The sequence below is a fragment of the Hymenobacter aerophilus DSM 13606 genome (assembly GCF_000382225.1).
In the GTDB taxonomy this organism is placed as follows: domain Bacteria; phylum Bacteroidota; class Bacteroidia; order Cytophagales; family Hymenobacteraceae; genus Hymenobacter; species Hymenobacter aerophilus.
The window spans coordinates 1-25,610 of record NZ_KB907832.1 but is presented as its reverse complement, the minus strand read 5'-3'; the positions used below and the strand labels follow the sequence as shown (position 1 = coordinate 25,610).

The following is a 25,610-nucleotide window of genomic DNA, read 5'->3' as shown; positions in this document are numbered from 1 at the left end:
GCCATGCGCACAATTTCCATTCCCAGCTTGGCCGAGTTGCCCGCCGCCGCTGCCCAGGTGCGGGCCGCCCTGCAGGATTACACCATCATCTGCTTCGAGGGCGAGATGGGCGCCGGCAAAACCACCTTCATTAAGGCCCTGTGCCGCGAGCTGGGCGTGGCCGAGGAGGTCAGCAGCCCCACTTTTGCGCTCGTAAATGAGTACCGCACGGCCGCCAACGCGCCCGTGTACCACTTCGATTTCTACCGCCTCGATGAGCCCGCCGAAGCCGAGCAAATCGGCGCTTCCGAGTACTTCGATTCTGGTTATCTTTGCCTGATTGAGTGGCCCGGCCGCGTGCAGCCCCTGCTGCCCGACCACCGCCTCACCCTCACGCTCACCGTCACCGGACCCGCTTCGCGGGAATTAGTAATTAGTAGTTGCTAATGAACAATTACTCAGCCGACACAACAGCTTTCATCGCATGCAAAGCGTTGTTGGATAGGTTGATGAGCCATTCATTCTTAATTATTAATTCTTAATTACTAATTAAATCAAAATGCCCCAAGCAGTACCCTCCGGCTTCGAGTCGCTGGCCGCCAGCCGCGCCTACTTCACCCAGGAATCGATGCTGGCGGTGGAAACGCGCAAGCGGAAACTGTTTATCGGGCTGCCCCGCGAGACGTCGTTGCAGGAAAACCGCATCTGCCTGACGCCCGAGGCCGTGAAGCACTTGGTGGAGGGAGGCCACGAAATTCTGCTGGAAAGCGGCGCCGGGGAGCCCAGCCGCTACTCCGACCACGACTACTCCGAAGCCGGTGCTACCATCGCCTACTCGCAGAAGGAGGTGTTCGAAGCCGATATCATCCTGAAAGTGGCCCCCGCCACCTACGAGGAGATGGAGTACCTGCGGGCGGGCCAGACCCTGATTTCGGCCCTGCAGTTCGGCACGCTCACCGCCGACTACATCACGGCCCTGCTGCGCAAGAAAATCAACGCCATCAGCTTCGAGTTGATCAAGGACCCCAGCGGAGCGCGGCCGGTGGTGCGGGCCATGTCGGAAATTGCCGGCTCGACGGTAATGCTGGTGGCCGCCGAGTACCTGGCGGCCCGCGGCGGTGATGAGGGCAAGGGCATTATTCTGGGCGGCATTACCGGTGTGCCGCCCTCGCAGGTAGTTATTCTGGGAGCCGGCACGGTGGCTGAGTATTCGGCCCGGGCCGCTATTGGGTTGGGAGCCGAGGTGAAGGTGTTCGACAATCACCTCTACAAGCTGCGCCGCCTCAAGCAGAACCTGGGCCAACCGCAACTCTACACCAGCACCCTCGACACGTTCGCGCTCAGCCAGCAAATCCGCCGCGCCGATGTGGTGATTGGCGCCCTCAACCCCGAGGAAGGCCGGATTCCGTTTATGGTGTCGGAGGAGGCCGTGTCGCAGATGTCGCCCGGCTCGGTGATTATCGACGTGAGCATCGACCAGGGCGGCTGCTTCGAAACCAGCGAAGTTACGAGCCACGCCAAGCCAGTGTTCCGCAAGTACGACGTCATTCATTACTGCGTGCCCAACATTGCCTCGCGGGTGCCGCGCACGGCCACCAACGCGCTCAGCAACATTTTTACGCCCATTCTGCAGGAAATCAGCCAGCACGGCGGCGTGAACGAGGTGCTGTTCACCAACGAGCATTTCCGCTCCGGCGTGTACGCCTACAAAGGCTCGCTCACCAACGCCAGCATCGCCCGCCGCTTTAATATGCGCTACAAAGAGCTGGCCCTGATGATTGCCGTGCGCAACTAAGCAGTGCAGATGTTGCCGCTGATTAGGCAACACGGATTTAGCTAGGCGCAGATTTTGCGGGCCGTTGCAACGTTTGAGCGTTTGCCGGGCTCCTTGGGCCGAACTATCCTATCGTACTGCTATGCGTAAGCTGACTTTTCTTGCCGCCGCCCTGCTGCTGGCCGCCGCCAACTCGCAGGCCTGGGGTCAAACGCTGCCTCTGGGCGCTGATACGGCCGCGGTAGCAGCCGCCCTGCCCAGCCTCAGCACCCTGCGCTACGACCGCACCGATACGCTGCGGGCCGTGCAGCACCTTTTCATGCAACGCTCCAAGGCCATGCGGGCCTGGCTGGAAGGCGGAGCGGCCATCATGGCTACTGGTGCAGTGAAGAAAACGATGGTAGCCACCAGCAGCAAAACCAAGCGCGAAGAAGGCAGTGCTTACTATAACGACCTGGAGCAAAATGCCAACGGCGACCTACTAGTTGGCGGCATGATGGCCGGTTACGGCGCGTTCCGCTACACCCGGTTCGGGCCGCGGCAGTATCAGCGGGTGGTGGCAGCTTATCAGCAGGGCGAGCCGCTGCCGCCGTATCTGCAGCGCAAGCTGAAAACCAAATATTTCCGGCTGCTGCCAATTGGCAGCCGCAAGGAGCGGGCTGCGGCTGTAGTCCGGTAGCGGAATGCGGCTGGCTATAGCACGGAAGTCAGATTCGCTGGCCTATTGCTGGCTCACCAGCCGGGCAAAGTCGTCGTAGTTACGGATATAATCAGCCTCGTCGTACTCCTGCGAGGCCAGGCACATGAGCACGGCGCCGGGCCCGAACCGGATTTCGCGCCAGCACAACGGCGGCACGTAGAGGCCCTGCGTGGGGCGCTCCAGGCGGAAGCTGTGGCGCTGCCGGTCGGGCGTTTCTACCAGCAGCTCGATGGTGCCATGCACCGCCACAATCAGTTGTTCCAGTTCGTGGTGGGCGTGGTTGCCGGCCACTTTGGTAGTGGGCACGTCGGCCGTCCAGTACACGCGCTGCACCGCAAACGGCAAGTGCCCGCCTTCCGCAATAATCAGGTGGCCCATTTCAGCGGAGCCGGTGGCAGGAAAGTCGAGCAGGTGCGGAAGCGGCATGAGGGGTAAAGTGGGGAGAAGTGCGGCCGGTTCTGGCAGTCGGCCCTGGGAACTCGCAAAGAAACGAATAGCGGCGGTAGAATAGGGCTTAGCAGGGAACGTCATTCACTATCATTCTCACCTCGCGCCGGCTCGGCCAGCAGCAGGGTTTTCCAGGCGTCGAGCAGGCGCCCTTGCTCCAGCAGCTGCTGGCCCAGTAGCACCAGCTCGTGGCGCTGGCGGACGGGGTCGGCGGCGTGCTGGTTGAGGGTATAGCTCACCAGCGGCTCGTGGCGGAAGGCGGCTACCTCTTCGGCCGTCGGCATCGACTGAACCTCGATGTTGGCCAGGCGGCCCAGGTTGTTGCCGGTGAGCACGTCGGAGGTGCGGATGAACTCGGGGAGCTGGTCGATGCCGATGCCCAGGTTGCGGTTGGGCTTGGGCACTTCGAACAGGCTGCTACCCGAGGCCCGGCAGTACCAGTCGCCGCCGAGGCGGGCAATGGCGTCGAGCTTGAATGGGTCGATGCCCGAACCGGTGGGCAGCACGATATCGTCGCGGAAGTGAGCCAGCACCACCCGGCAGATAATCAGGTTGCCGGCCCCGTTGTTCTGGCCCAGCTCAATCACCTGCTCCACCACGCACTCGAAGGCGGCCGGCGCCTCGGCCACCCGGGGCGGGCGCACTTTCTGGCTGGGCAGCTCCGTAAAACCGGCCTTCCCGAACTCGTTTACGCCCTTGGCGTACTCGGTGCTGGCCAGCGACATCTGTTCGACCATGGCGTAGTCGCAGATATGAATCACGACTTCGGGCACCTCGCGCACGTTTTGCAACGTGTGCTTCTGCGAGTTGTCGCGGACGCGGTTGGCGGGCGAGAACACCAGGATGGGCGGGTTGGAGCCGAAGCAGTTGAAGAAGCTGTAGGGGCTCAGGTTCACGCTGCCGTCGGCCGAAATGGTGCTGGCGAAGGCCACGGGGCGCGGGGCAATGGCACCCACCATGAAGGGGTGCAGCTCGGCCGGGGTAAGCCGGGCCGGGTCGATGGTGCGAAAGGACATGGGGCGAAGGTCGGAATAGTCGCGCGAAATTACTTTTGGAGGGCAAAAGAACTGTCATGCTGACGACAGGAAGCATCTCGCGTGCTGATGTTGCTACGCTAGCCCCATGACTGGATTCCATTGCCCGCTACATGCTTCCTATCGTCAGCCTGATAGGACTCTTATCACCCTGCGGTAGCTTGAAGCCGGCGCGAAATCTATAGTTTTGACCCGTAACCTCTTCAGCCCGCCGTTATGTTCGGAATCAACCACATCAAGTTCGATTCGATGACCTACGTCATCCACTACAAAAACGGCCGCGTGCGGCAGGAGGGGCGGGGGCTGTCGTTCTATTATTTCGGGCCCAATAGCTCCATTGTAGCCATTCCGATGGGCAGCAACGACCTGCCGTTTATCTTCAACGAAACCACGGCCGACTACCAGACCGTGTCCATCCAGGGGCAGATAACCTACAAGGCCGGCGACCCGCGCCAGCTGGCCGAGCAACTCGATTTTACGGTGGACAGCCGCGGCGTTTACAAGAAAAACGAGCTGGAAAAGCTGCACCAGCGCATCATCAACGAGGCCCAGACGGCCACTTCGACCTTCGTGCAGCGGCTGGGCCTGAAGGACGTGATGCGCTCGGCCAAGGCCGTGGAGGTGAATATCGGGGAGGGGCTGGCTGCCTCCACGGCCATCCGGCTGCTGGGTATTGAGGTGCTGGCCGTGAACGTGCTGGCCGTGCGGGCCACGCCCGAAATGGGCCGGGCGCTGGAAACCGAAACCCGCGAGAAAATTCAGCAGGAAGCCGACCAGGCCATTTTCGAGCGCCGCAACTTCGCCGTGGAGCAGGAGCGCCGGATTCGGGAAAGCGAGCTGAATACCGAAATTGCGGTGGAGGAAAAGAACAAGCAGATTGCCGAGAAGCAGATGGAGGGCGAAATGCAGCGGGCCACCAGCACCCGGCAGCTGCGCGAGATGCAGGTGCAGGCCGATATTGCGGTGGAAGAGCAGCGCCAGCGCCTGATTGAGCAGGCCGCGGCCAACCAGCGTACCGAGGCCGAAACCCAGGGCTACGTGCTCGAAACCACGCTCAAGCCCTACAAGGAGATGGACTGGAAGCTGCTGGTGGCCCTCAACAACAACCCCGACCCCCGTTTCAACATCGCGCTGGCCTTCCGGGAACTGGCCGAAAACGCGGGCAAAATCGGCAACCTCAACATCTCGCCCGACCTGCTCGACTCGCTGCTGCAAAACCCGCCGCCCGCCGAGCGCCCTGCTAACCGCGCCGGTGGCCGCGCCGACAACCGCCGATGAGCCAGCGCGACTACGCCATTCTGGTGCGCGGCAAAACCCGGCTGGAGCTGCTGGTGGAGCGGTTTAATACGCTGGGGCAGGCCCGGTTCTACATCGAAAGCGCGGGCGGCGAGTTTGCCGAGTACGAGGCCGAGAACGCCCGGTTTCAGGAGTCGTTTTCGCTGGTGCAGCGGCAGCTGTCGGCGCTGATAAAGAACAAAATAGTGGAACGCAGCTTCCTGCCCTCGTTTCTGTTCGATGCGCGGCAGCTGGTCGTGGTAGTAGGGCCCGATGGGCTGGTGGCCAACACGGCCAAGTACGTGGGCAATCTGCCCATCGTGGCCATCAACCCCGACCCGGCCCGCAACGATGGGGTGCTGCTGCCCTTCACGCCCCGCACCTTTGGGCCGGCCGTCGAGCGGGTGCTGGCCGGCAAGTTCGGTGTGCGCGAGGCCGCGCTGGCCGAAGTGCGCCTGCAGGACGGGCAGCGGCTGCTGGCCTTCAACGACCTGTTCATCGGGGCCGCCTCGCATGTATCGGCCCGCTACCGCATCCGCTACCAGCAAACTACCGAAACGCACTCCTCGTCGGGCATTATCGTTTCCACGGCCGCGGGCGCCACGGGCTGGCTGAGCTCGGTGTTCAACATGAACGCCGGACTGATGGACTTTCTGGACCCCAATGAAGCTGCCCCGCCGCGCCCCGCGCTGGCCCCCGACGAGCTGCTGTTTGTGGTGCGCGAGGCCTTCCGGAGCCAGCGCACCCAGTGCGGCCTCACGGCGGGCGTGCTGAACGCGCAGGTGCCGCTGGTGGTCGAGTCGATGATGCCGGCCAATGGGGTTATCTTCTCCGATGGCGTAGAAAGCGACTTTCTGCACTTCAACGCCGGGGCCATTGCCACCATTGGCGTAGCGCCGGAAAAGGCTAATCTGGTGGTGGCGTAAGGGCCGGGGACTTCCCTCACGCCGTTTTTGCTCGACTGCTACACTCATGCTATCAACTATGCCGAAGCCCTGCTTCGCCAGCTAAGTCTGCTACTGCTCCTTGCCGGTCCGGCTCTGGGCCAGACTTCGGCCGACACGGCCCGGCTGCGCCGCCACCTCGTGGCCCTTACCACCACGCCCGAGCCCCGCAACTACCAGCATCTGGCCAGCCTCAACCAGGCCGCCGACTATATTAAGACTGAACTAGCCGCCGCCGGGGGCCGGCCCGGCGAGCAGCCTTACGAGGTGCAGGGCCAGACCTACCGCAATGTGCTGGCCAGCTTCGGCCCCGAAACCGGCCCGCGCCTCATTATCGGGGCGCACTACGATGTGTGCGGCGAGCAGCCGGGCGCCGACGACAACGGCACCGGCGTAGCGGCGCTGCTGGAACTGGCCCGGCTGCTGGGCCGGCAGCCCGCGCTGCCCTACCGCATCGATTTGGTGGCTTATACGCTGGAAGAGCCACCTTTTTTTCGAACCCCGCAGATGGGCAGCTATGTGCACGCCCAGTCGCTGCACGCGGCCGGCGTGGCGGTGCGCGGCATGGTGGCGCTGGAAATGCTGGGCTACTACGACGACCGCAAAGGCAGCCAGCGCTACCCGCTGGCCCCGCTGAAATGGGTGTATGGCAGCCGGGGCAACTACGTAACCGTAGCCCAGAAATTTGGCAACGGCCGCTTTGGTCGGCAGTTTGGGCGGCGCTACAAAACGGCCGCCGCGCTGCCCGTCAGGCGCTTCAAGGCCCCCGCCTGGCTGCCGGGCATCGACTTCTCCGACCACCTCAACTACTGGCACTTCGGCTACCCGGCGGTGCTGCTCACCGACACGGCTTTCTACCGCAACCAGCACTACCACCAGCCCACCGACACGCTGGCCCGGCTGGATATGCGCCGCCTGGGCCTGGCCGTGGATGCCCTGCTGGCCGTGGTGCTGCAAGCGGGCAGCTAAACCCCGCTTCGGCCCGTCCGTAGGCAGTGCCAGCCTTGCCTCTCACATTCCAGGCTGCTTCAAGGATGAAGAACTGCTATGTTCCGGCGCTGCTGTTATTGCTGATTGGGCTGACTCGCTCTGTTTGCGCGCAGGTTCCTCAGCGCCTTTCCGATTCCAATACACTTGGCTGGCTGGCTTACTCGGGCGATTTCAAGCTGGCTGACCGCTGGAGTTTGCACACCGGTTATCAACTGCGGCGAGTGGAGCTGCTGGGCCGCCAGCAGCAGCACCTAGCCCGCGCCGGCCTCACGCGGCACCTGGGCCCGCGTGTAGATTTGGCCGCGGGCTACACCTTTCTGGCCACCAGCCCCTACGGCGACTATCCCACCGTAGCGGGCCGCCCACAACCAGAGCACCGAATCTATCAGGATATTACGCTCTACGATGAGCGGGGCCGCCTCCACCTGGAACACCGCCTGCGGCTGGAGCAGCGCTGGACGGGCCAGCGGTCCGACGAAGGGCAGGGGCCGGTAACCGACTGGCAGTACCAGAACCGTGGCCGTTACCAGCTGCTGGCCCGCCTGCCCCTCCAGGGCCCCAGCCTCGACGACCGGGAGTGGTACCTCAACGGCTTCGGGGAAATTTTCATCAGCTTCGGGCGCAATGTGGGCCTGAATGTGTTCAACCAGAACCGCCTCTCGGCCGGCCTGGGCTACCAGCTCGGGCCGAATTTGCAGCTGGAGCTCAACTACCTCAACCAAATCAGCCAGCACGGCAGCCCCGAGCCCGCTACGGGCCGGCCGGTGTTCGAGTACAACCACGGCCTGCGCCTTACTGCTCAAGTAAACGTGGATTTGCGCCGGGAGCATCGGTAACAGCTTGCTGGCCCACCCACACCCAGCCGCGCGGCACTTCCAGAAAGGCACGGCCATCTTCCAGCGTATGGAGCGTATGCTCGCGGCGCAGCAGCCGGGCCGGCCAGCCGTTCGGGAAATCCTCCGCGTCCAGCCATTCGTGCCGGCGGTGGGTGGTCCAGGTGAGTTGCTCGGCGCCGGGCAGCGACTGGAACTCCGGGGGCAGGGGCGGCCCGGTTGGCGCTGGTTCACCGAAGATGTTTTCGTACCAGCCGATGCGGCCCTGAATAGCGGCTACCACCTGCGACTGAGAGGCGAAATCGACGTTGCTGAGCCAGATAGCCAGGTAAACTGGCTCGGCCAGCTGGATGGCGGACTCCTGCCACTGAAAAAACGTTTGCAGCAGCCACGCGGCTCCCAGCTGCCGGAGCGGCCGGGGCAGCGGCGCGCTCTGCCAAAGCCAGTGGTGCAGCGGGCCGTGGCCAAGCTTCTCGTAGTGGTAGTGAAACTGCTGTACCCGGGCCACTGCCAGGGGCGGAGATGCAGCGGTCAGCTGCGCCGCCTGCCGGTGTTTTTGCTTGAATCCGCGCGGCTTCTTCATGGCTAAACTTACGTTAACTGAGGGAGATACTTGCTCAACTACTATATCTTTACTAAATAGCTATAGTTATCAGTGAGTCCTTACTAACCGCGCCGTTATGTCTCAGCTCCGCTGCCCCAAGTGCGAATCGATGGAAGCCACCAAAAGCGGCATTGTGGGCGGCCGGCAGCGGTATAAGTGCAGCAACTGCGGCTACCACTACTCGGTGGCCAAAACGGGTAAAGAAACCAACCCGTACTACGTCATCAAGGCCCTGCAGCTGTACATAGAGGGCGTAAGCTACCGCGAGATTGAGCGGCTGCTGGGCGTAAGCCACGTGAGCGTGATGAACTGGGTCAAGAAGTATGGCGTGAAGGCCCCACGGCAAACCGACTACCACCCAACCTATAAAATCCTCAACCAGAAGGAGCTGGCCGAGTTTTTCCAGCATCCGGACAACATCAAAGGCTCGGGCATGATGATAACCGAACTGGGCGACAAGTACATGCTGATTAAGTGGGAGCGGTTCCGGCAGGCCTGAAGCTATAGGGGCTTAGCGGAAATATAGCCAGCGTGCGGATTTCCGGGCGGAGATTTTTCTATTTAGGGGCACCGGAGCGCGGCCCTCGTGGCCGTGGGCTCCGGGATTGAACCAGCTTCGTTCCATCTCTTCCCCTCTCCATGCCAAACGTCCGCTACCCATTGGCCCTGAGTGCCTTGCTCGTGGCCGCTGCCGCCTCGGCCCAGGTGCAGCCCATGCCCCCCGGCAACCCACCCGCGCCGGCGCCCGCACCCCAGGCCCCGCCGCCGCCCGCCGCCGCCCCCACCGAGTCGGTGCCCTACGGGGCGGGACTGAAGGTGAACCTGTCGCCCGACGGCTCCAAATACTTCCGCATCATCAGCTGGCACCAGGTCTGGACGCGCTACAACCGTAACAACACCGGCTCGCAGCGCGTGGCCGGCGACCCCGAAAGCAGCACCTTCGATGTGGGCCTGCGCCGCTCGCGCCTGCTGCTGTACGCGCAGCTCAACCCGCGCTTTCTTATCATCACGCACCTGGGCATCAACAACCAGAACGCCGTGAGCGGGGGCGTGGGCATCGGCGACCCGGGCAAAAAGCCCCAGCTGTTCGTGCACGAGGCGGTGGTTGAGTACAAGGTGTTCAAGTACATGAACATCGGGGCGGGGCTGCACTACCAGAACGGCATTTCGCGCATGACGCGCACCAGCACGCTCAACTTTCTGGCCTACGACGCGCCCATCGTCAACTGGCCCACCATCGAGAAAACCGACCAGTTTGCCCGCTGGCTGGGTATTTATGCCAAGGGCCGCATCGGTAAGCTCGATTACGTGCTGTCGGTCAACGACCCGTTTGCCACCAACCAGGCCCTGACGCCCGCCACCCAGCCGCTGAACGTGGCCGACTTCAACCCGCGCAACTCCCACAAAACCTACCAGGGCTATCTGGCCTACGAATTCCTCGACCAGGAAGCCAACCTGCTGCCTTACCAGACGGGCTCGTACCTGGGCACCAAGCGCGTGTTTAATATCGGCGCGGGCTTCCTGTTTAACCAGGACGCCATGATTTCGCGCACCGGCGCCGTGCCCGTGCCCGCCCCGGCCGACCCGTTTGTGAGCGTGCCCAACCGCCTGCAGAACCTGGGCATCTGGTCGGCCGACGTGTTCTACGACTCGCCTATCAACAAGGACGCCGGCACGGCCCTGACGGCCTACGGCGTGTACTACAACTATAATTTCGGCAGCAACTACGTGCGCAACATCGGCAGCCTGAACCCGAGCGGTGCGGGCGGCTCCAGCGCCATTCCGGGCGCCGGCTCGCTGCGCGGCAACGCCTACCCAACCATTGGTACCGGCTCGGCGGTGTACGGGCAGGTGGGCTATCTGCTGCCCAAAAATACGCTCGGCGAGAAGGCCCGGCTGCAGCCCTACGCCGCCTGGATGCACGGCAACTACGACGGGCTGGAGGCCATCGGGGCCAAAGACGTGAACGTGTACGACCTGGGGGCCAACGTGCTGCTCGACGGCCACAACGCCAAGTTCACGCTCAACTACCGCGCCCGCCCCGACTACTCCAACCCCCAAAACATCAACTACCGGAGCGAAATCACCCTGCAGACCATGATTTTCCTGTAAGTGATTTGGTGAAGTGGTGATTTGGTGAGAGCCGTTCAGTGCGCATCACCCGAGCCATTATCACCAAGGCCCTCGAATAGCAAACTCATCAAATCACCACCTCACCAAATCACCATCTCGCATTATGGAACCAGATGTACAGCGCCGCGGCTACCCGCCCACCGTCGAGGCTTCGGCCACGCACGATAACAACCAGGTCTCGACCAGCAAAATCTGGCAGGTAATTACGTCGTCCTCGGTCGGGACAGTGATTGAGTGGTACGACTTCTACATTTTCGGGTCGCTGGCCACCATTATTTCCACGCTCTATTTTCCCAAAGACAACCCGCTGGCGGCGCTGCTGGCCACGCTGGCCGCCTTTGCGGTGGGCTTTGTGGTGCGGCCGTTCGGCGCTATTGTGTTTGGCCGCATCGGCGACATGGTGGGGCGTAAGTACACGTTTCTGCTCACGCTGCTGCTGATGGGCGGCTCCACGTTTGCCATCGGGCTGGTGCCCACGTTTGCCTCGATTGGGGTGGCGGCACCCATTCTGCTGTTTCTGCTGCGCGTGGTGCAGGGCCTGGCCCTGGGCGGCGAGTACGGCGGGGCCGCCACCTACGTGGCCGAGCACTCGCCCGATAACCAGCGTGGCTACTACACCAGCTTTATCCAGACCACGGCCACCATTGGCCTGTTCGTGAGCATTGCCGTGCTGATTGGCACCCGGCTGAGCGTGGGCGACGAGGCCTTCAAGACCTGGGGCTGGCGCATTCCGTTCCTGCTCTCGGGCGTGCTCGTGATTGCCTCCTACTACATCCGCCGCAAGCTCGATGAGTCGCCGCTGTTTGCCAAAGCCAAGGCCGAAGGCACCACCAGCAAGTCGCCGCTGCGCGACTCGTTCGTGGAGCCCGAAAACCGCAAGCTGGTGCTGCTGGCGCTGTTTGGCGCGACCATGGGCCAGGGCGTGGTGTGGTACACGGGGCAGTTCTACGCCTACTTTTTCCTGCAAACTGTGCTCAAGATCGAGCAGATTCCGGCCAGCATTATTCTGTGCGTAGCGCTGCTGCTGGCCACGCCGTTCTTTATCTACTTCGGCAGCCTCTCCGACCGCATCGGCCGCAAGCGCATCATCATGACGGGGCTGCTGTGCGGGGCCATCTTCACCATCCCCATTTTCTACGGGTTGAAAGCGTTTGCGGGCCCCATAGTGGAGAAAACGGCTGCCACCGTGGATGCCGCCGGCGTGGCCGTGCCCGCCGTGATGGTAGCCAACGAGCCCAACATGGTCGCGCTTACCATTCTGATTTTCTTCCTCGTACTCTTCGTAACGATGGCCTACGGTCCGATTGCCGCCTACCTCGTCGAGCTGTTCCCGACGAAGGTGCGCTACACGTCGCTCTCGGTGCCCTACCACATCGGCAACGGCATTTTCGGGGGCCTGGTGCCCTTGATTTCGACGGCCATGGTGGCCTGGGCCGCCGCGCAGCCCCACGGGTTCCTGCAGGACCACAGCATCTACTTCGGCCTAGTGTATCCGGTGGTCATTGCCCTGATAACCTTCATCATCGGCTCGCTTTACATGAAAGACGTGCGCAACGTGCGCATCATGGACTAGCCCTGCGGCCCCGGCCGGGTGACAAGCGCAAGTCCGCCGGGCCATTGGTTCGGCGGATTTTGCTTGCTTTGGCCCCGAGCCGTTCACCAGTAATCATCTCCAGCATGCCCAACTCCCAACTTCCCGAGCGGCTCGAACAGAAGCCTGAACAGCGGCGCGGGCAGCGGCTGCTGTTTGTGGCGCTGCTGTTTGGCGTGCTGCTCAACTTCCCGCTGCTGGGCGCCTTCAGCCACGATGCCCGCCTGGCCGGCATTCCGGTGCTTTACCTCTACGTGCTGGCCGCCTGGGCCGCATTGGTCGCCCTCACCGGCTGGCTGGTGAAGGTGAGATAGTGAGATGGTGAAATGGTGAGTTGACGTGTTGGGGGCCTGGATGAACTAGTTGGCCCTTCGACCCCAATACCCGACCCCGGCAGTCAGACTGTCTTCAGCCAAATTCGCCTTCTATAAACGCCTTCTACAATCCCGTCGCTCGAACAGCAAACTCACCATCTCACCATTTCACCACCTCACCGCATGTCTCCGCTGCTGGTAATCGGTTTTTCGTTTGGCTACCTCGGGCTGCTGTTCGGGGTGGCGTATGCGGCCGAGCGGCGGGTGGCGGCGCGCCGAAGCTGGGTGAGCAACCCCTACGTGTACGCCCTGAGCATGGCCGTGTACTGCACCGCCTGGACCTACTACGGCTCGGTGGGGCGGGCCGCGTACTTTGGGCTGGAATTCGTGGGCATCTACTTGGGGCCCACGCTGATGGCGCCGCTGGCCTGGCTGGTGCTGCGCAAAATCATCCGCATCTGCCGCGCCCAGCGCCTCACCTCCATTGCCGACTTCATCTCGGCCCGCTACGGCAAGAGTGCCGGGCTGGGCGCCCTGGCCACCGTGGGCTGCGTGCTGGGCGTGCTGCCCTACATTTCGCTGCAAATCAAGGCCATTGCCGATTCGTTCGAGATGCTCACCCACGGGCCCAGCACGCTGGGGCTGCCCATCGGCGACGCGGCGGCCGTGACGTCGGCGTTCTACACGACGGTGGTGCTGGCCTTTTTTACCATCGTGTTCGGGGTGCGCTCGGTCGAGGCCACCGAGCGGCACGAGGGCATGGTGCTGGCCGTGGCCCTGGAAAGCGTGTTTAAGCTGGTGGCCTTCCTGGTGGCCGGCCTGTTCGTGGCCTACGGGCTGTTCCATGGCTTCGCCGACGTGTTCGAGCGGGCGGCGGCGGTGCCCGATTTGCGGCGCCTGTTCACGCTGGAAGGCGCCGGCACCACGCCCGGCCAGTGGCTGACGCTGCTGCTGCTGAGCATGTCGGCCATCCTGCTGCTGCCCCGGCAGTTTCAGGTGAGCGTGGTAGAAAACGTGAACGAGGACCACCTGCGCAAGGCCATGTGGCTGTTTCCGCTCTACCTCATCGTCATCAACCTGCTGGTGCTGCCGCTGGCTTTCGGGGGGCGCCTGCTCGATGCCACCGGCCGCCTCGACGCCGATATGTACGTGCTGGCCCTGCCGCTGCAGGCCGGCCGGCCCTGGCTGGCGCTGTTCATTTACCTCGGCGGGCTGTCGGCGGCCAGCAGCATGATTATCGTCGAAACCATTGCCCTGAGCGTGATGATCAGCCACCATTTGCTTATGCCGCTGCTCGTGCGCGAGCCGGTGGGCCGGGCCGAGGGGCCGCGCTGGTTTGCCCGGCTCGGGCAGCTGGCCCTGCACAGCCGGCGGCTGGCGGTGGGGCTGGTGCTGGCGCTGGCGTTTGGCTACTACGCGGCCGTGGGCCACTTGCTGCCGCTGGTGAACATCGGGCTGATTTCGTTTGCGGCGGTGGCCCAGTTCGGGCCGGTGGTGCTGGGCGGGCTGTACTGGCAGGGCGGCACCCGCGCCGGGGCCACGGCCGGCCTGCTGGCGGGGCTGCTGCTGTGGCTTTATACCCTCGTACTGCCCACCATGGTAGGGGCGGGGCTGCTGTCCGAAACCCTGCTGACCCAGGGGCCACTGGCCCTAAGCTGGCTGCGGCCCGAGGCGCTGCTGGGCCTGTCGGGCCTCGATCCGCTTTCGCACGGGCTGTTCTGGAGCTGGTTTTTCAATGTGGGGCTGTACGTGGGCGTGTCGCTGCTGGGGCGGGCGCCCTCGGCGCTGGAGCAGCGGCAGGCCGAGCTGTTCGTGCACGTATTCCGCCACGAGCCGGGCTTTGAAACCAGCCCGACCGGCTGGCACAGCGCCGCCACGCTGCCCGATGTGCGGGCGCTGCTGACCGGCTTTCTGGGCAGGAAGCGCACCGTGCAGGCGCTTAACGCCTTCCACGAACACTTCCCCGGCGCCTCGCCCCAGCCCGACTACGCCAACGGCCCGGCCCGGCCCGGCGCCGGCCCAACTTCGGTCAGTGCCGGCCCAAATTCGGGCGCCAACGGGACGGATTCGCTTGACGACGCGCCGGACCCGCCGGCCGACCCGCGGCTGCTTTCCTATGCCGAGAAGCTGCTGGCCGGCGCCATTGGGCCGGCCTCGGCGCGGCTGCTGCTGCGCTCTTCGGTGGGCGTGGAGGATATCAGTTTCGATAATGTGGTGGTGATTCTCAAGGAAAGCCAGCAGCTGCTGGAGGCCAACCGCCAGCTCCAGAAGCAGCAGCGGCAGCTCCAGGCCCTCACCACGCAGCTTCAGCAGGCCTACAATCAGCTCCAGGTACTCGACCAGCACAAAGACGAGTTCCTCTACACCGTTACCCACGAGCTGCGCACGCCCCTGACCAGCATCCGGGCCCTGTCGGAAATCCTGAGCGACAACCCCGAGCTGGACGAGGCGGAGCGCCACCGGTTTCTGCACACCATCACCCGCGAGGCCGAACGCCTGAGCCGGCTGATTGCGCTGGTGCTCGATCTGGAGAAGTACGAGTCGGGCACGGTGCGCCTCGACAAGGCCGCCCTCGATGTGGCCGACCTCATCACCGACGCCCTCGAAGCCGTGGGGCCCCAGCTGCGGGCCAAGCAGATTCAGCTGGATGTGGCCGTGCCGCCCGCCCTGCCCGGCCTGCCCGCCGACCGCGACCGGCTGATGCAGGTGCTGGTGAACCTGCTCAGCAACGCCATCAAATCGTGCCGGGCCGAGGGGGCGGGGCGCATTGGGGTGGGGGTGCAGCCCACGGCCGGCGGCCTGCGCCTGTGGGTGGAAGACAATGGGAAGGGCATCGCGCCGGAGTTTCACCAGCTCATTTTCGACAAGTTCTACCAGGCCCAGCACCAGACCACCCGCAAACCCGAGGGCTCGGGCCTGGGCCTGGCCATCACCCAAAAAATAGTGGAGCTGCACGCCGGCCGTATCTGGGTGGAAAGTGAAATCGACCGGGGCGCCCGGTTTTCGCTGGAAATCCCGCTCCACTTGTCATCCTGAGCGCAGCGAAGGACCTATACAGAGGGTACTGTCAGATAGCACCTTCTGTATAGGTCCTTCGCTGCGCTCAGGATGACAAGTGGAGTTCCGTATAGGTCCTTCGCTGCGCTCAGGATGACAAGGTTGAAACTAACTTTATCCAATGTTTAACACCTCGCAAAATGAACGCTGGCTACTACGTTTATATCACGGCCAACCCGACCAAAACTGCGCTCTACACCGGCCTGACCAACGACCTTCACACCCGGTTGCGGCAGCACTTCGAAAACCGCGGTACTAAGAGCACTTTTGCTGGTCGGTATTCCTGCTATCAACTGCTGTATTTCGAGCATTTTCAGGATGTTAATCAGGCTATTGCGCGTGAAAAGGAAATAAAAGGCTGGACCCGCGAGAAAAAGAACATGCTGATTACGCAACTAAACCCGCATTGGCAACCCATTGATCCAACCGCTTGGCAGGATGGGGCGCAGTAGTTGGATTGGTAAAAGCTCAACCCACCTCTGTCATCCTGAGCGGAGCGAAGGACCTATGCAGGAGGCAATGCTTGATATTAGCTTCTGTATAGGTCCTTCGCTGTGCTCAGGATGACAGAGGCGGGGCAACCGCGCAAGAACTTTCCTATGAAGACAAACCCGCACATTCTCATCGTCGACGACGAACCCAACATCGTCATGTCGCTCGAATTTCTGATGCGCAAGGCCGGCTACCAGGTCAGCATTGCCCGCAACGGCACGGAGGCGCTGGAGGCCATAGCCCGGACGCCCTTTGCGCTGCTGCTGCTCGATATTATGATGCCCGACGTGGACGGCTACCAGGTGTGCCGCGCCGTGCGGGCCCACCCGCGCCAGCCCGATACGCGGGTGGTGTTTCTGAGCGCCAAGAGCAAGGAGGCCGACGTACAGCGGGGCTACGAGGCAGGCGCCGACCTCTACCTGACCAAGCCTTTCAGCACCCGCCAGCTCATGGAGAAAATAAAGGAGCTGCTGACCACCGACATCCCCTGAGCCGGCCCCGACACCGCCCGAAAAACGAACCACAAACCCTGCAATCTACCCCCAGCCATGCCCACCTACGCCGCCGATTACGCCGCCAGCCTCGCCGACCCGGCCGGTTTCTGGGCCGGACAGGCCGCCCGCCTGAGCTGGCACCACGACCCGCCCCGGCCGGTGCTGAGCCAGGACGAGGCCACCGGGTTCTACCGCTGGTTTCGGGGCGGCCGGCTGAACACCTGCTGGCTCTGCCTCGATTACCACGTAGCCAACGGCCGCGCCGACCAGCCCGCCCTGCACTACGATTCGACCGTGACCAACGTGCGCCAGACCTACACCTACGCCCAGCTGCTCGACCTGACGGCCCGGCTGGCCGGGGGCCTGCGGGAGCAGGGCGTGGAGTCCGGCGACCGGGTGATTATCTACATGCCCAATATGCCCGAGGCAGTGGTGGCTATGCTGGCCTGCGCCCGGCTGGGGGCGGTGCATTCGGTGGTATTCGGGGGCTTTGCGCCGCCCGAGCTGGCCGTACGCATCGACGATGCCCAACCCCGCGCCATCATCTGCGCCTCGGCCGGCATGGAAATCGACCGCCCGATACCCTACCTGCCGCTGGTGCGCGAGGCGCTGGCGCTGGCCGCGCATCAGCCGGCCTGTGTGGTAGTAAGTCAGCGCGACTTTTGCCCGGCCGAGCTGCCCGCCGAACCCGCCACGGCCGTTTCGGACGCGGCGGCCGGTGCCGGCCAGGTTAAGGCGGTAGCCCCGGGCGAAGCGGCCGGCGAGGAAACCCCTTCCGAAGACCCAGCCCGAACCAATTCAGGAGTAAGCCGGGGTGATTTGGCTCCAGGTCGGACCAATTTAGGTCCAAGTCGAGCCTCTGAGGACCCCGGCCGAGCTAATTTAGGTCTAAGTCGAGCCTCTGAACACCCCAACCGAGCCAATTTAGCTCCAGGTCGGGCCTCTGAACACCCCGGCCGGGCCTCTGAACACCCCGGCCGGACCTCTGAACACCTCGGCCGGACCTCTGAACACCCCGGCCGGGCCTCTGAACACCCTGGCGCGGCGGGAGCGGCCACGCGTTTTGTCGACTACCAACAGCTGCTGGAAGCGGCGCCGGTGGCGGCCGTGCCGGTTGATGCTACGGCCCCGTTGTACATTCTGTACACCAGCGGCACCACCGGCCGGCCCAAGGGCGTAGTGCGCGAGCATGGCGGGCACGCCGTGGCCCTGCGCTACAGCATGGGCGCCGTGTTCGGGCTGCAACCGGGCGACACCATGTTCAGCGGTTCGGATATCGGCTGGGCCGTGGGCCACAGCTACATCGTGTACGGGCCGCTGCTGCTGGGCGCCACTACGGTGCTGTTCGAGGGCAAGCCCGTGCGCACGCCCGACGCGGGCACGTTCTGGCGCTTATGCGCCGACTACGGCGTAAACGTGCTGTTCACGGCGCCCACCGCCATCCGTGCCATCCGCAAGGAAGACCCCGCAGGCGCGCTGGCCCAGCGCTACGATTTGAGCCAGCTCCGCCACCTGTTTCTGGCCGGCGAGCGGTGCGACCCCGCCACTTACGACTGGGCCGGCGCGCTGCTGGGCGTGCCCGTCGTGGACCACTGGTGGCAGACGGAGTCGGGCTGGCCCATGCTGGCCTCCTGCGTGGGCTACCCCGATGCGGCGCCGGCCCGCGCCGGCTCGGCCGGCCACCCCGTGCCGGGCTACGACCTGCAGATTCTGGATGAAGAAGGCCAGCCCGTGCCGGCCGGCACCACCGGCCTCGTGGCCCTGCGCCTACCGCTGCCGCCCGGCTGCCTGCCCACGCTCTGGCACGATGACGCCCGTTTTCAGCAGGCCTACCTCGACCAGTTCCCGGGCTACTACCTCTCGGGCGACGGCGGCTACCGCGACGTCGAGGGCTACTGCTACATTATGGGCCGGGTCGATGACGTAATAAACGTGGCCGGCCACCGCCTGAGCACCGGCGAACTGGAAGGCATCGTGGCCGCCCACCCGGCCGTGGCCGAGTGCGCCGTGCTGGGCGTTTTCGATGAGCTGCGGGGCCAGGTGCCAATGGGCCTCGTGGTGCTCAAAGACGGCGCCGTGCTGCCCGAAACCGAGCTGGAGCAACAACTCGTGCAGCTAGTGCGCCAGCAGGTGGGGGCGGTGGCCTGCTTCCGGCAGGCGGCCGTAGTGGCGCGGCTGCCCAAAACCCGCTCGGGCAAAATCCTGCGCAAAACCCTGCGTCAATTGGCCGACGGCGAAGAATTTGCGGTACCTTCCACTATTGATGACCCCGCTATTCTTGCTGAAATCCGGGCCGTGCTGCAGCGGCGGGGGATATTCAGGAGCGGTACCCCACCCCCCGGCCCCCTCCCCTCCGGGAGAGGGGGAGCCTGACGGTTTAGCTGGCTGTCTTACTTTTAGCTTTCTTGATTTTTTGCTCTGCTTACGCTCAACGTTAACTTTTTCCAACCTACTCGCCTGACCTGGCTCCCCCTCTCCCGGAGGGGAGGGGGCCGGGGGGTGGGGTAACCCCGAACATTCTACCGATATGCCTACGCCTACCACCCCCCAACACGCCCGCATCCGCACCATCGAGGAATACCACGAGGCCTACCACCTCAGCACCCGCCACCCCAACGAGTTCTGGGACTCGGTGGCCGCGCCCTTCACCTGGCGCCGCAAGTGGGAGACGGTAATGGTGTCGGACATGGCCGCCGGCGAAACTACGTGGTTTGCAGGGGCGCGGCTCAACATCACCGAAAACTGCCTCGACCGCCACCTGGCCCAGCGCGGCAACAAGCTGGCCCTCATCTACGAGCCCAACGACATCAAGGAGCGCCACCTGCGCCTGACCTACCGCGAGCTGCACCAGCGCGTGTGCCAGTTCGCCAATGTGCTGCTGAATAACGGCGTGGAGAAGGGCGACGTGGTGTGCCTCTACATGCCCATGATTCCGGAGTTGACCATTGCCGTGCTGGCCTGCGCCCGCATCGGGGCGGTGCACTCGGTGATTTTTGCCGGCTTCTCGGCTACCGCCATTGCCGACCGCGTGAACGACGCCCGGGCCAAGCTGGTGATTACCTCCGACGGCCTCAACCGCGGCGCCAAGCAGATTCCGGTGAAGCGCGTGGTGGATGAGGCCCTCGAAACCTGCGACTCGGTGCGCAAAGTGGTGGTTGTCGAGCACCTGGGCTGGCCGGTGCAGATGGACGAGGAGCGCGACGTGTGGTACCACGAGGAGGCCGAGGACGTGGCCAAAACCTGCCCCGCCGAGGAAATGAAGGCCGAGGATCCGCTGTTCATCCTCTACACGTCGGGCAGCACCGGCAAGCCCAAGGGCGTAGTGCACACCACCGCCGGCTACATGGTGTGGGCCGATTATACCTTCCGCAACGTGTTCCAGGTGGAGGAAAACGACGTGTTCTGGTGCACCGCCGACGTGGGCTGGGTCACGGGCCACACCTACCTGATTTACGGCCCGCTGCTGGCCGGCTCCACCACCCTCATGTTCGAGGGTATCCCCACCTACCCCGACGCCGGCCGCTTCTGGGAGGTAATTGACAAGCACTCGGTCAGCGTGTTTTACACCGCGCCCACCGCCATCCGGGCCCTCATGGCCGAGCCGCTCGACAACGTGCTCAGCTACTCGCTCGACTCGCTGCGGGTGATTGGCTCGGTGGGCGAGCCCATCAACGAGGAGGCCTGGCACTGGTACAACGAGCACGTGGGCAAAGGCCGCTGCCCGCTCGTGGACACCTGGTGGCAGACCGAAACCGGCGGCATCATGATTTCGGCGCTGGCCGGCGTTACGCCCTCCAAGCCGGCCCGCGCCGGCCTGCCGCTGCCCGGCGTGTGGCCCGTGCTGCTGCGTCAGGACGGCACCGAAATCGAAGGCAACGACGAGGAAGGCTACCTGGCCATCAAGCAGGCCTGGCCGGCCATCATCCGCACCACCTGGGGCGACCACAACCGGGCCGTGCAGACCTACTTCGCGCCCTACCCCGGCTACTACTTCACCGGCGACGGCGCCCGCCGCGACGCCGACGGCCTGTACCGCATCATCGGCCGGGTGGATGACGTTATCAACGTGAGTGGCCACCGCTTCGGCACGGCCGAAATCGAAAACGCCATCAACGAAAACCCCCACGTGATTGAAAGCGCGGTGGTCGGCTACCCGCACGAGGTGAAGGGCCAGGGCATCTACGCCTACATCATCTGCAACGAGGGCGCCTGCCGCAACGAGGCCGACAAGCCCCGCATCGAGGCCAGCGTCATTGAAACCGTGGTGGCCGAAATCGGGAAAATCGCCCGGCCCGATAAAATCCAGATCGTAACCGGCCTGCCCAAAACCCGCTCGGGCAAAATCATGCGCCGCATCCTGCGCAAAATTGCCGAGGGCGACACCAGCAGCCTCGGCGACACCTCTACGCTGCTCGACCCGGAAGTGGTGGACGAGATTATCAAAGGCGCCAGATAAGCAGCATTGCCCAAGCGGGGCATTGGTAAATCAACCGGATATTGCCCGTTGAAGCCAACTCCAGTCAGTAAAAAAGCCCCTCTGCCGGATTGGCGGAGGGGCTTTTTTACTGATTAAAGTTGGCTTAGAAACGGCTCAGGTAGTCCCGGTCAGCGGACTTGTTCTTGCCTTTCTTCTTTTTCTTGCTGCCCGACGAGAGCCACACGACCAGGCCCGCCGTAACGGCGCCGATGGTGGCCATCTTGGTGATAAAGGCGGTGCGGTTGTATTTCCACTCCATATCGTAGCCTTTCTCGGCCCAGATGTTGGGCAACTTGCCGTGGGCCATATCAGCTACAATGCCTTCCATTACGTTTACGCGGTCGGCCAAAATTAGCGGCAGCCAATGTTTGTACTCGTTCTCGCTGTACTTAAAGGCCTGGCGGCGGATCATGCCGCTCAGGCCGCTGGGTGGCTCCGGCGTACCAAACACGGCCGACACCTTAGGCCGCTCAATGGACTTTAGAAGCTCTTCGTTGACGGGTTGCAGATTATCGGGACGGTGTTTGCTATTGGGGTCCTCCGCCACGTTCATACGGTCGCGCATGGGGTAGGTGGGGTCGTTTTTGGGGTCGGCGTCGACGCCCCAACCTTTAATCGACTTCGGGTCGATGGGCGTGTTTATTTTGTTGTCTTTCATGGGAAGGCGAGGTTACTGGTTGGCGGTTGGGGGCATGAGCACGGTTTTGATGCAGTTATCCAGCTTATTGGCGAACATGCGGTAGCCGTCGGCTACTTCTTCCAGTGGCATGCGGTGCGTAATTAGCCCTTTCGGGTTTAGCACGCCGTTCTGCACGTGGTCAATCAGGCGCGGCAGCAGGCGCTTCACTGAGGTCTGGTTGCCCCGGATGGTCAGGCCCTTATTCATGGCATTGCCAATGGGTACCAGGTTGTCGGTGGGGCCATACACGCCCACAATCGACACCACGCCGCCCTTTTTCACCGAGTTGATGGCCCAGTGCAGGGCCGTGGCCGAGCCCGCCTGCAACAGCAGCTTGCGGCCGGTGATAGTTTGCAGGGCATTGCCGGCGGCTTCAGCGCCAACGGCATCAATCACGCAATCGGCCCCCATCCAGTCGGTGATTTTTTTGATGAACATCACCGGGTCGCCTATTTCCTCGAAGTTGTAGGCCTCACAGTAGGAGTAGTTGCGGGCGAAGTCGAGGCGGTACTCTTCTTTATCGATGATAATTACCCGCCCCGCCCCGAACAGCCAGGCGCAGCGCGCGGCCATAATGCCAATGGGGCCGGCGCCAAAAACCACTACCGTGTCGCCGGTCTGAATGCCAGCCATTTCGGCGGCCTGGTAGCCGGTGGGCACTACATCGGTGAGCAGCACGGCATCATCCAGGTCCATGTCGGCCGGGATGATAACCGGACCCACGTTGGCGTAGGGCACGCGGGCATATTCGGCCTGCCCCCCATCGAAGCCGCCGGCTGTGTGGGAGTACCCGAAAATGGCACCCACGGCCGTTGCCTCCGTGTTCGACTCATGACAATTGCCAAACATACCCTGCCGGCAGAAGTGGCACTCGCCGCAGGCAATGTTGAAGGGTATAATCACCCGGTCGCCTACTTTTACTTTGGTCACCTCAGAGCCGATTTCAACTATCTCGCCAACGAATTCGTGGCCGAAAGTGGAGCCCACGCGGGTGTCCGGGATGTTGCCGTTGTAGAGGTGCAGGTCGGAACCGCAGATGCAGGTTCGCAATACCTTCACAATGGCATCCTGGGGATGCTTGATTTCCGGCATGGGTTTCTGCACGGCACGGACCCGCTTGGGGCCCCGGTAGTCCATTGCTAGCATAAGAATTCTGGAAAGTAGGAGAAAGAGAAAACTCGGTGAAGCCAAGCAACTGAGCAGCGAAACAGGTGCAGCTCTCAGCCTGACTTTTACCGATTTACTTACTTTCTAGCCGGCCAGAAAGTTGTTACGGTCGCGCTTAAAGCCCTTCTATGACAAAGTCTTTACCACTACATAAGCGGAACGGAGCCGAATCAACGCTACTGATTAGTAGGTGATTCGGCTCCTTTGTAACTGGTTCAGGCGGGGCTAGGTGCTTGCCCGGTTATTTATAGTTGAGGAGTTGAGGTAGGAGGCGGGGGTTACAACGCGAGAGGCGCAGCCGGCAGCACTTTGCCCGTCACTTCGCCAAACCCGATGCGCACGCCGTCTTTCTCGGCAAAGCCGCGCATCGTCACCCGGTCGCCGTCCTGCAGAAACTTGCGCTCCGTGCCGTCGGCCAACTCCAGCGGACGGGTGCCGCGCCAAGTCAGTTCCAGCATCGAACCCAGCGAGTCGGGCGTGGTGCCCGAAATAGTGCCCGAGGCGTACAGGTCGCCCACCTGCTGGTTGCAGCCGTTGGAGGCGTGGTGGGCCAGCTGCTGGGCCATGCTCCAGTACATGAGCCCGAAGTTGGCGTACGACACGGCCGTTTCGGTGCCGCCCTCGGGCTGAATGGTGACTTCCAGGTTGACGTCGAAGTTGTGGTCGCCGGTCTGGCGCAGGTACAGCAGCGGCTCAGGCTCCTGCACCGGCCCGGGAATGCGGAAGGGCTCCAACGCATCGAGCGTGACCACCCAGGGCGCCACGCTGCTGCCGAAGCTCTTGCCCAGAAACGGCCCCAGCGGCACGTATTCCCAGCTCTGAATGTCGCGGGCGCTCCAGTCGTTGAACAGCATCAGCCCGAAAATGTAGTCCTCGGCGCTCTGCACCGGCAGCGTATCGCCGAGCTTAGTGGGGCGGCCCACCACAAAGGCCATTTCCAGCTCGAAATCCAGCTGCTGGCAGGGCCCGAAGGTGGGTGCGGTGGCATCGGGGGCCTTGCGCTGACCGTTGGGCCGCCGGATGTCGGTGCCGCTGACCACGATGGAGCTGGCCCGGCCGTGGTAGCCGATGGGGATGTGGCGCCAGTTGGGCAGCAACGCGTTGGCCGGGTCGCGGAACATGGCGCCCACGTTGGTGGCGTGCTCGATGCTGGAGTAGAAGTCGGTGTAGTTCTGGGGCTTCACGGGGCGCAGCATCTGCACGGCATCCTGGCGGAGCAGGCACTCGCGCATGGCCTCGGGCTGGTCGCGCAGGGCGGGGTTGTCGTGGCGCAGCAACTCGCTTACCCGCTCGCGCACGGCCCGCCACGCCGGCCGGCCCAGGGCAATAAACCGGTTGAGGCTGCGACGCCGGAACACCTTGGGCATCTTGGGGCCCAGCTCTAAATCCTCGAAAAAGCCGAACTGAGCCACGGCGTACAAATCGAGCACGTACTCGCCGATGGCCACGCCCAGCCGCGGGCCCCGCTCCGGGGTTTCGAACACGCCAAATGGCAGGTTTTGGATGGGAAAGTCGCTGTTGGGCAGAATGTCAATCCAGGAGCGCAGGGCGGGGTCGTTGGGGTTAGGCATATTGGCGGGCTGGTTGGAGTGGATAGGGTAGTGGACAGCGCAAAGGTAGAAGGGCGGGCGGAATGGACAGTGGTTGGTTGCGGCCTACGCGAAATGCCACTCATGTTACAGATTGCTTTTCTCGCAGAGGTATCCATTGTGGATGCAACCAGGTTCGATGGAAATTGTGTCGGGGCTACGGTAATCATAGAAGACATGTGATTTGGGCTGACGTTATTTACCTCCAAAGGCCTTGTGGCGCTTAGGCAGAGTGCATCTAAAGCCCTAAATCGATTTCCAACCAGCTTATGCGGGCAGCGCACACGGTTAAAACAATTAAGTCGCAGGTACATATTATAGCTCCGGCGGCCATGATCTGGGCACACATCACAAACGTGCGGCTGGAGCAATTTGCTGATCCGTTGCTATTTCGGCTGCTAGATGTGCCTAAACCGTTGCGGGCCGATCTGTTGACGGAAGGCGTGGGCGGTTGTCGCACGGCACACTTTGCTAATGGCAAAAAGTTTGAGCAGCGAATTCTGCGTTGGGAGCCCCATACCCATTACGCTTTTAGCTTTAATCCCGAGCCTGGCTTTCGGGTGGGCTATCTGTTTGAGTTGTCGGCGGGAATGTTTCGCATGTTAGCCGGGGCCTACGAGCTGCACGAAGATGCGAATCACACCGTGCTAACGCTGCGCACCGAGTATAGCGTCCAGCGTAATATGCGGTGGCTATTGCTGGGGCCCATAACGGCAGTGCTCTACCTGTTTCAACGTTATTTGCTGCGCTCCATCAAACGAAACGCTGAACATGAGACAATGAAGCTGTTTAGGAAGTAGTCAGTCAGGCGCAAAACAGAAAAGACTCCCACAAAAGCGGGAAATTTGAGGTGCGACCCATCTCCTTTCCCTCCCTCATGGAAGTCTTGAGCAAAGATATAATTACCCGCTGGATACTGCCCTTGTTGCCGGCCCGTGCTGGTGGCCGCCGCGCAAGCGTCGACCTGGCTGAGGTGGTGGGCGCCATCTGCTACAAGCTCAAAACAGGCTGCCAGTGGCGCTGGCTGCCCGTAAAAG

Annotated in this window: 24 protein-coding genes; 18 read left to right on the top strand and 6 right to left on the bottom strand. The window is 63.0% G+C overall.

The features are described 5' to 3' along the window. Positions 1 to 3 precede the first annotated feature (3 nt). From tsaE to H145_RS0117040, 3 genes are all read left to right on the top strand, one after another. A complete protein-coding gene (gene tsaE, locus H145_RS0117050; RefSeq protein WP_019949373.1) occupies positions 4 to 426 on the top strand; it encodes a tRNA (adenosine(37)-N6)-threonylcarbamoyltransferase complex ATPase subunit type 1 TsaE in 423 nt (140 codons plus the stop codon). A 112-nt stretch (positions 427 to 538) separates the two neighbouring features. Further along, positions 539 to 1,774, top strand: a complete 1,236-nt coding sequence (locus H145_RS0117045; protein ID WP_019949372.1) for an alanine dehydrogenase — start codon at positions 539 to 541, stop codon at positions 1,772 to 1,774. Between the two features lie 121 nt (positions 1,775 to 1,895). Continuing rightward, complete coding sequence (locus H145_RS0117040; protein ID WP_019949371.1) at positions 1,896 to 2,432, top strand: hypothetical protein; 537 nt, start codon at positions 1,896 to 1,898, stop codon at positions 2,430 to 2,432. Between the two features lie 42 nt (positions 2,433 to 2,474). Here the strand turns inward: H145_RS0117040 and H145_RS0117035 are convergent, their stop codons facing one another. Then, entirely contained in the window at positions 2,475 to 2,879 is a 405-nt protein-coding gene (locus H145_RS0117035; RefSeq protein ID WP_019949370.1) for a sugar 3,4-ketoisomerase, read from the bottom strand. A 101-nt stretch (positions 2,880 to 2,980) separates the two neighbouring features. After that, positions 2,981 to 3,916, bottom strand: coding sequence for a flavin reductase family protein (locus H145_RS21885; RefSeq protein ID WP_019949369.1), 936 nt, complete (start codon positions 3,914 to 3,916; stop codon positions 2,981 to 2,983). 234 nt (positions 3,917 to 4,150) lie between these two features. Here H145_RS21885 and H145_RS0117025 point away from each other — a divergent pair, with 234 nt between their 5' ends. The 4 genes from H145_RS0117025 (at position 4,151) to H145_RS21880 (ending at position 7,979) form a co-directional block, all read left to right on the top strand. Beyond that, the gene (locus H145_RS0117025) at positions 4,151 to 5,212 is read left to right on the top strand and encodes an SPFH domain-containing protein (RefSeq protein WP_019949368.1); all 1,062 of its coding nucleotides are present in this window, start codon (positions 4,151 to 4,153) and stop codon (positions 5,210 to 5,212) included. Next, on the top strand, positions 5,209 to 6,135 hold the full coding sequence (locus tag H145_RS0117020) for a diacylglycerol kinase catalytic domain-containing protein (RefSeq protein WP_019949367.1): 927 nt from the start codon (positions 5,209 to 5,211) through the stop codon (positions 6,133 to 6,135). The genes H145_RS0117025 and H145_RS0117020 overlap by 4 nt, the downstream gene beginning before the upstream one ends. 27 nt (positions 6,136 to 6,162) lie before the next feature. Next, positions 6,163 to 7,122 carry a M28 family peptidase gene (locus H145_RS0117015; protein ID WP_019949366.1) on the top strand — a complete coding sequence of 320 codons (960 nt, stop codon included), beginning with the start codon at positions 6,163 to 6,165 and terminating at the stop codon, positions 7,120 to 7,122. Positions 7,123 to 7,187: 65 nt separating this feature from the next. Beyond that, positions 7,188 to 7,979: a DUF2490 domain-containing protein gene (locus H145_RS21880; protein ID WP_033426394.1), complete on the top strand. Its 792-nt coding sequence runs from the start codon at positions 7,188 to 7,190 to the stop codon at positions 7,977 to 7,979. On the opposite strand, the gene H145_RS0117005 is transcribed toward H145_RS21880, so the two are convergent. Beyond that, entirely contained in the window at positions 7,936 to 8,559 is a 624-nt protein-coding gene (locus tag H145_RS0117005; RefSeq protein WP_019949364.1) for a hypothetical protein, read from the bottom strand. The genes H145_RS21880 and H145_RS0117005 overlap by 44 nt on opposite strands. Before the next feature lie 97 nt (positions 8,560 to 8,656). Here H145_RS0117005 and H145_RS0117000 point away from each other — a divergent pair, with 97 nt between their 5' ends. From H145_RS0117000 to acs, 9 genes are all read left to right on the top strand, one after another. Then, entirely contained in the window at positions 8,657 to 9,079 is a 423-nt protein-coding gene (locus H145_RS0117000) for an IS1/IS1595 family N-terminal zinc-binding domain-containing protein (protein ID WP_026351590.1), read from the top strand. A 140-nt stretch (positions 9,080 to 9,219) separates the two neighbouring features. Continuing rightward, on the top strand, positions 9,220 to 10,692 hold the full coding sequence (locus H145_RS0116995) for a hypothetical protein (RefSeq protein WP_157541736.1): 1,473 nt from the start codon (positions 9,220 to 9,222) through the stop codon (positions 10,690 to 10,692). Between the two features lie 124 nt (positions 10,693 to 10,816). Further along, positions 10,817 to 12,286, top strand: coding sequence for an MFS transporter (locus H145_RS0116990; RefSeq protein ID WP_019949361.1), 1,470 nt, complete (start codon positions 10,817 to 10,819; stop codon positions 12,284 to 12,286). 104 nt (positions 12,287 to 12,390) lie between these two features. Continuing rightward, on the top strand, positions 12,391 to 12,618 hold the full coding sequence (locus H145_RS21875) for a hypothetical protein (protein ID WP_019949360.1): 228 nt from the start codon (positions 12,391 to 12,393) through the stop codon (positions 12,616 to 12,618). A gap of 183 nt (positions 12,619 to 12,801) precedes the next feature. Beyond that, the gene (locus H145_RS0116980) at positions 12,802 to 15,654 is read left to right on the top strand and encodes a sensor histidine kinase (protein WP_019949359.1); all 2,853 of its coding nucleotides are present in this window, start codon (positions 12,802 to 12,804) and stop codon (positions 15,652 to 15,654) included. A 161-nt stretch (positions 15,655 to 15,815) separates the two neighbouring features. Continuing rightward, on the top strand, positions 15,816 to 16,127 hold the full coding sequence (locus tag H145_RS0116975) for a GIY-YIG nuclease family protein (RefSeq protein WP_019949358.1): 312 nt from the start codon (positions 15,816 to 15,818) through the stop codon (positions 16,125 to 16,127). A gap of 147 nt (positions 16,128 to 16,274) precedes the next feature. Further along, positions 16,275 to 16,658: a response regulator transcription factor gene (locus tag H145_RS0116970; RefSeq protein ID WP_019949357.1), complete on the top strand. Its 384-nt coding sequence runs from the start codon at positions 16,275 to 16,277 to the stop codon at positions 16,656 to 16,658. 57 nt (positions 16,659 to 16,715) lie between these two features. Continuing rightward, on the top strand, positions 16,716 to 19,034 hold the full coding sequence (locus tag H145_RS24310; protein ID WP_019949356.1) for an AMP-binding protein: 2,319 nt from the start codon (positions 16,716 to 16,718) through the stop codon (positions 19,032 to 19,034). A gap of 154 nt (positions 19,035 to 19,188) precedes the next feature. Further along, positions 19,189 to 21,117, top strand: coding sequence for an acetate--CoA ligase (gene acs / locus H145_RS0116960; protein WP_019949355.1), 1,929 nt, complete (start codon positions 19,189 to 19,191; stop codon positions 21,115 to 21,117). Positions 21,118 to 21,241: 124 nt separating this feature from the next. On the opposite strand, the gene H145_RS0116955 is transcribed toward acs, so the two are convergent. The 3 genes from H145_RS0116955 to fahA all read right to left on the bottom strand — a co-directional run bounded on the left by H145_RS0116955 (position 21,242) and on the right by fahA (position 24,555). Continuing rightward, the gene (locus H145_RS0116955; RefSeq protein ID WP_019949354.1) at positions 21,242 to 21,796 is read right to left on the bottom strand and encodes a hypothetical protein; all 555 of its coding nucleotides are present in this window, start codon (positions 21,794 to 21,796) and stop codon (positions 21,242 to 21,244) included. Between the two features lie 12 nt (positions 21,797 to 21,808). After that, the gene (locus tag H145_RS0116950; RefSeq protein WP_026351589.1) at positions 21,809 to 22,963 is read right to left on the bottom strand and encodes a zinc-dependent alcohol dehydrogenase; all 1,155 of its coding nucleotides are present in this window, start codon (positions 22,961 to 22,963) and stop codon (positions 21,809 to 21,811) included. Between the two features lie 299 nt (positions 22,964 to 23,262). Beyond that, positions 23,263 to 24,555 carry a fumarylacetoacetase gene (gene fahA / locus H145_RS0116945; RefSeq protein ID WP_019949352.1) on the bottom strand — a complete coding sequence of 431 codons (1,293 nt, stop codon included), beginning with the start codon at positions 24,553 to 24,555 and terminating at the stop codon, positions 23,263 to 23,265. Between the two features lie 287 nt (positions 24,556 to 24,842). On the opposite strand from fahA, the gene H145_RS0116940 reads away from it, so the two are divergent. Next, entirely contained in the window at positions 24,843 to 25,373 is a 531-nt protein-coding gene (locus H145_RS0116940) for an SRPBCC family protein (protein ID WP_019949351.1), read from the top strand. Between the two features lie 77 nt (positions 25,374 to 25,450). Then, positions 25,451 to 25,610: transposase (locus H145_RS25085; RefSeq protein ID WP_019949313.1), on the top strand; the 160-nt coding region annotated here is incomplete at its 3' end.